Origin of the sequence: Desulfurobacterium indicum (assembly GCF_001968985.1) — a bacterium.
In the GTDB taxonomy this organism is placed as follows: Bacteria; Aquificota; Aquificia; order Desulfurobacteriales; family Desulfurobacteriaceae; genus Desulfurobacterium_A; species Desulfurobacterium_A indicum.
The window spans coordinates 22,512-28,582 of record NZ_MOEN01000019.1 but is presented as its reverse complement, the minus strand read 5'-3'; the positions used below and the strand labels follow the sequence as shown (position 1 = coordinate 28,582).

The window sequence follows — 6,071 nt, the reverse complement described above, 5'->3', positions numbered from 1 at the left end:
GGTTTTTTCGACTCCTAAAATCTATGGGGGAGGTCGCCTCTGAAATCTTAGTGAGACACAATTGATGAAATACTACCGTGGCAATCAAGGCCTTTAGAGAAGGTTTATGTAATCCTCTTCATAGACTGTATTTTTTACAAAGTCAGAGAAGAAGGGAGAGCGAGGGATAAAGCTATCTACGTAATAATCGGAATAACCCGAGAAGGGAAGAAAGAGGTCTTAGGATTCTGGATATCGGAGACTTAGAGCTCAAGTTTCTGGTTTAAGGTGTTCAATGACTTAAAGAGTATAGGAGTCAAAGACGTTCTCATATTTAGCGTAGACGGAATGGCAGGGATAAGCAAAGCGATAAAAGGAGTCTATCCACAAGCAGAGATACAGAGATGCGTAGTTCACCAGATAAGGGACTCCCTGAGTTATGTGTCTTGGAAGGACAAGAGGGAAGTATCTTCCGACTATTTTGAAGAGCCTTTATTTAGCAGTAGTTGAGCTTGATAAGAAGTGGAGCAAAAGCTCTGTAAGGGGTTGGGGCATTATCTACGGCCAGCTTTCTGAAATTTTTGGAGAGAGGTTGGAGGCGTAATAGAATTTACACAGTTTTATGGACACTTCATTGAAAAAAAGTTTACATTTATCTATAATCCATTTACAGAAAACACAAAAAAAACATATTGGAGGGATCAAATGAGAAAAAATTTTTAACGGGTGCAATCCTAATTGGGGTATTATTAAGTAGCTGTGCTTCAACAATTCCCGTCAAAAGAGTTACAACTCAACTAAATTTAGAAACACCGCAAGTAGAAGAACAACCCAAGACAAAGAAAATAATTGGTATTGTTTCACCATCCCAATATTTTAAAGAGTATTATGAAGATAAGTTAAAAAAAGCTCTTCAAACTGCGATACAAGAAATTCTCATTAAAAAGGGATTTACTTTAAAAGGTCCATATGAAACATTTGATGATATTACCTATCAAGATAAGAAGAAAATTTACTTAACATTAATTCCAGAAATCAATTTAGATATTAAAAAAGTTGTGGAAGAAAACAAATGCAACAATCTTTATTGTTCTGAAAAGGGTAAACTCTATTTTGGTGGAGACGTTACTGTAACTCTTATAGAACCTCTTACAAGACAAGTTTTCATGAAAAAAAGAATCAATCTTTCTGATGCAAACATCGTTGACCCCTACACCTATCAGTATCAAATAAATAATAGGAATAAAGATTTAATTACGGATTTGGTTAGTAAAGCTACAGCACCAAAAGAGCTCATAGATTCAAGAGATAAAGCTATGGCAGAAGGCATAAATAGATTTTATAAATATGCTGTTTCAAAGCTTAATAAATACCTTGATAGAGAAGAGCTTTTAAGTTTTGAGAAGGATGTTGAACAGGTTAAGCATCTTAAAAGATTTTAAATTTTTTAAAATAAAAAACTTAGGGTAAAGAGGAACTTATTTTCTCTTTACCCTATTACTTCCCGATACAAAATGTTGAAAATATTATATCCAGCATGTCTTCAATGCCTTTTTTGCCAACAATTTCACCAAGAGCGTTAAGGGCTTCATCAAGGTCAAGTGCCAAAAACTCCGGTGATTCAATACCGTATTCAATACTTTTTTTCATATTTTGAAGACTTTTTAGCGCTTTCTCTAACAGATTTTTATGCCTTTCGCTTGTTATCATTGCTTCTGTCTCTTTAAATAAGGTTTCTGGTTCAAGAAGAAGTTTTTTCATAACTACTTCAGAAAGAACTTCTATACCTTCACCTTCTTTGGCACTTATTTCTACGCAGGTATTTTCAAAGTCTTTACACGAAACTTTTAATCCCTGGTCTTTTTTGTTTATTACAACTATTAAGTTTGGATTATCTTTTAGCGTTTCATATATCTTTTTGTCTTCTTCTGTGAATCCAGTAGAGCCGTCAATAACAAAAAGTATGATGTCAGCTTCTTTTAATTTCTCCTTTGTTTTATCTATGCCTATCTTTTCAACAACGTCTTTTGCTTCTCTTATACCTGCCGTGTCTATAAGCCTTACAGGAATACCTTTTAACGTAACAGCTTCTTCTATTACATCTCTTGTTGTCCCGGGAATGTCTGTAACAATTGCTCTTTCTTCCTTTAAAAGGGCGTTAAGGAGGGAGGATTTGCCGACATTTGGCCTTCCTGCTATTGCTATTTTTATGCCTTCACGAATAATTCTTCCATCATCGTATGTTTCAAGGAGCTTTTCTATCTTTTCAGTTGCTTTTTCAACCTTTTCTTTTACCTTGCCTGTTTCAATGATTTCAATTTCTTCTTCCGGAAAGTCAACGGCCGCTTCTATGAATGCTTTTAGATGAAAGAGCATGTCTCTTATAGATTCTATCTTGCTGCTTAAACTTCCCTTAAGGTGGTTTACGGCAACTTTAAGGGAAAGTTCGCTTTCGGCGTTAATTATTTCGTTTATCGCTTCCGCCTGGACAAGGTCAATCCTGCCGTTTAGGAAGGCTCTTTTTGTAAATTCGCCAGGTTCTGCAAGGCGTGCCCCTTCCGACAGAACTCTTTTAAGGATTTTTCTAACCACATAGATTCCGCCGTGGGAGTGGATTTCCACCACGTCTTCGCCGGTGAACGTTTTTGGCCCTTTCATGTAAACGGCGAGGACTTCGTCTATCTCATCATTGTTTTCGTCAACGATAATGCCGTAGGTCATCTTTCTATTTTCAAAGGTTTCTTTTGGTTTTCCGCTTTTTGTTCTGAATACCTTTTTAAGAATTTCAAGGGCTTTTTTCCCCGAAATTCTCACGATTCCGATGGCACCTTTTGATAATGGAGTGCTTATCGCCGCAATCGTATCTTCGCATAAGTAGTCTTTCATACTTTTATCCCTTTCTCTTCAAGGATTTTGGCAACTTCGGGATTTTCCTTTGCTAAAGGTTTTATGAACTCTATGAATTCCCGTTCGTTCATCCGTTTTATTCCTAACTTCTCGGCCTTTGCAAGTTTTGAGCCGGGATTTTCGCCGACGACCACAAAAGAGGTTTTTCGCGTTACAGAGTTTGTAGGATTGCCGCCTAAAAGCTCTATGATTTTTTGTGCCTCTTTTCTCTTGAAGTGTTCAAGTTCGCCGGTGAATACGATGTTCTGTCCTGCTAAAGGTTTCGGAAGTTCTCTCTCCTCTTCCTCTTCGGCTGTTCTTTCAAAAGTAAAGCCCACTTTTTTGAGCTTCTCTATCATTTCAACGTTTTTTTCTGCTTTAAAGAAATTTTTGATGCTTGTTGCGGTAATTGGTCCTATTCCGGGAATGGAAGCAAGTTTTTCAAAAGGTGCATTTATCAGTTCGTCAAGGTTTTTAAACCGCTTTGCAAGGAGCATTGCCGTTTTTTCGCCGACGTGTCTGATTCCAAGAGCCGTAAGCTTTTTGTAAAACTCTGCACTTTTTGACTTTTCTATCTGGGAAAGGAGATTATCTGTCTTTTTCTCGCCCCAGCCGGGAAGTCTGATGAGTGCGTTTCTGTCAAGAGTATAAAGGTCTGCGATATTTTTAACAAACCCTTTTCTGGTAAGCAGGTTTGCGGTTGACTCACCAAGCCCTTTGATGTCAAGCACCTTCCCCCAGTATATAAGGTGTTCTTTTAGCTGAGCTGGACAGTTGATGTTCGGGCATCTTGGGACGGCTTCGTCAAGTTCGTGAACAATCGGTGAGCCGCACTCAGGGCACGTTTTTGGCACTTCTATAGGTTTTTCTTTACCGGTTCTTCTCTCTTTTACGGGAGCAACGATGTAAGGGATTGTTTCGCCGGCACGTTCAACGATAACGTAGTCGCCGATTCTAATGTCTTTTCTTTTTATTTCATCGGGGTTAAAGAGGGATGCCCTTGAAACAACAACTCCGCCGACCTCAACAGGTTCAAGGACTGCAACAGGTGTAAGAGCTCCTGTCCTTCCTACCTGCCATACGACGTCTTTTAGTTTTGTTACTGCCTGTTTTGCCGGAAATTTGTATGCGACTGCCCAGCGTGGATGGTGGAGTGTTTCGCCTAGTTTCTCCCATGCGCAGGTGTCGTTTATCTTGACAACCATTCCGTCTGCTTCAAAGTCCCAGGATTCTCTTTCTTCCTGACACTTCATTATGTAGTCTATAACTTCGTCTATTCCTTTGCATAACTTATTTAAAGGTGAGACTTTGAATCCGCAGTCTTTAAGGATTTCAAGAGCCTCCCATTGGGTTTTTATGTCTTTACACAGTTTTTTGGGTTCGCTGTAAAGGATAAAATATGTGTAGCAGTCAAGTTTCCTTTTTGCAACCTCACCTGGATCTTTTAGTCTCATCGTTCCGGCTGCCGCGTTTCTCGGGTTTGCAAATAGTGTAAGCCCCTGCTTTTCCCTTTCCCTGTTGAGCTCTATGAAAACGCTTCTTGGCATTATAATTTCTCCGCGGAGGGAAACCTTTTTTATGCCGTGTTTTGAAAAAGGTGCTTTTAAGGGGATGGATTTTATGGTCTTAACATTCATTGTTACGTCTTCTCCGACAATGCCGTCGCCCCTTGTTACACCTCTTACGAAAATGTCATTCTCATAGACGAGCTCTATGCTTGCACCGTCAAACTTCGGTTCAACGACGTACTCTAACGTCTCTACGCCTAGAGCGGTTCTTACCCTCTTGTCCCATTCCTTTAAATCTTCTGCTGAATAGGTATTTTCAAGAGATGTCATCTCTGCCAGATGTTTAACCTTTTTAAATTCACCGGTGAATGCCGGAGAGATTCGCTGTGTGGGGGAATCGGGAGTTACAAGTTCGGGGAATTTTTTTTCTATCGCTTCAAGTGCATGAAACAGTCGGTCGTACTGATAGTCTGAAATAACCGGAGTTGCTTCAACATAATACTTATAGTCGTGATACCTTATGACTTTCCTTAAATCTTCCGCTAATTTTTCTGCTTCTTCTTTTGATAGCTTTTCGATGAAGTTTTTCTTCTCTATTTCTTTTAGAAGTTTATCTGTTAACGCTTGAAGTGTCTCTTCATCTTTTACCGTGTATCTCATGGTTCCCTCCGTTAAAACCTTACAATACAAAATATAATATCCTCTTTTGGTAAGATTTGAAAGTATAAAAAGGTTATGGGAGATTGTTATGAGGTACGGTGTAATCGGCGTTGGCGGTGTTGGGGGCTTTTACGGAGGGATGCTTGCGAACGGCGGAAAAGCAGTTGTGTTTATCGGTAAGCCCCACCATGTGGAGGTTTTTAAAGATAAAGGTTTAACGGTTGAAAGTTTTAAACATGGAACATTTACCGTTAGAGAGTCTGGAAGGGTTGTTTTTTCCGATTCGCTTGACACTTTGAAGGATGTTGATGTTGTTCTTCTTTGCGTTAAGTCCTACGATACGGAAGAGATTGCCAGAAAACTCTCTGAGATAGATGGAAAGTTTGCCGTTGTTTCTGTTCAAAACGGTATAGAAAATGAAGAAATTCTTGCAAAATATCTGGGAAGTGACAGGGTTATAGGTGCTACGGCCTTTATCGGTGCTTACGTTAAAGAGCCAGGCGTTATTGTTCATAAAGCTGCCGGGCTTCTTGAGGTTGGGGAGATTATAACTACAACGGTAACTGATAGAATCAGGCGTATCGCAGAAGATATGGCAGAAACGGGAATAGAGGTCAGGATTTCGCGGAATATCAACTATACTCTCTGGAAAAAGCTTATGTGGAACGTTGCTTTTAATCCTTACTCTGTCGTTACGAGGGCAACTGTTGGTGAAATGCTTGAACATCCTGAAGCGTTTAAAGTGTTAAAGCATTTGATGGAAGAGTGTATGGAAGTGGCAAAGGCTTGGGGGGTTGAGCTTAAAAAGGAGACAATGGAAAAGTATTTGAAATCATCGCCTGACCTTATGAACTATAAAACATCAATGCTTCTTGATTTTGAGAGGGGAAAACCTCTTGAGATTGAGGGCATAACGGGAGCTCTTGTCAGAAAGGCGGAGAAAAAGGGGATATATGTTCCTTATAACCATTGTATCTATGCCACAGTGTTACTTCTTGACGAAAAAAGGGAAAAGTAAGTTTATGTTAAAATTTCCCA

At 39.4% G+C, this 6,071-nt stretch carries 4 protein-coding genes and 1 pseudogene; 3 read left to right on the top strand and 2 right to left on the bottom strand.

Annotated elements, in window-relative coordinates:
- The first annotated feature begins 60 nt into the window (after positions 1 to 60).
- Positions 61 to 489: pseudogene (locus tag BLW93_RS09050) on the top strand (IS256 family transposase).
- Positions 490 to 671: 182 nt separating this feature from the next.
- Positions 672 to 1,421: an HpaA family protein gene (locus BLW93_RS05765; protein ID WP_076713148.1), complete on the top strand. Its 750-nt coding sequence runs from the start codon at positions 672 to 674 to the stop codon at positions 1,419 to 1,421.
- A 55-nt stretch (positions 1,422 to 1,476) separates the two neighbouring features.
- Here BLW93_RS05765 and mnmE read toward each other — a convergent pair whose 3' ends face one another.
- A complete protein-coding gene (gene mnmE, locus BLW93_RS05760; RefSeq protein WP_076713147.1) occupies positions 1,477 to 2,865 on the bottom strand; it encodes a tRNA uridine-5-carboxymethylaminomethyl(34) synthesis GTPase MnmE in 1,389 nt (462 codons plus the stop codon).
- Entirely contained in the window at positions 2,862 to 5,033 is a 2,172-nt protein-coding gene (gene ligA / locus BLW93_RS05755) for an NAD-dependent DNA ligase LigA (protein WP_076713146.1), read from the bottom strand. The genes mnmE and ligA overlap by 4 nt, the downstream gene beginning before the upstream one ends.
- An 88-nt stretch (positions 5,034 to 5,121) precedes the next feature.
- Here ligA and BLW93_RS05750 point away from each other — a divergent pair, with 88 nt between their 5' ends.
- Positions 5,122 to 6,051, top strand: coding sequence for a ketopantoate reductase family protein (locus tag BLW93_RS05750; RefSeq protein ID WP_076713145.1), 930 nt, complete (start codon positions 5,122 to 5,124; stop codon positions 6,049 to 6,051).
- Positions 6,052 to 6,071: the final 20 nt, after the last annotated feature.

What these genes read in the sequence shown, in the direction of transcription:
- mnmE (WP_076713147.1), bottom strand. Translation starts at nt 2,865, where the DNA reads ATGAAAGACTACTTATGCGAAGATACGATTGCGGCGATAAGCACTCCA.
- BLW93_RS05750 (WP_076713145.1), top strand. Translation starts at nt 5,122, where the DNA reads ATGAGGTACGGTGTAATCGGCGTTGGCGGTGTTGGGGGCTTTTACGGA.
- ligA (WP_076713146.1), bottom strand. Translation starts at nt 5,033, where the DNA reads ATGAGATACACGGTAAAAGATGAAGAGACACTTCAAGCGTTAACAGAT.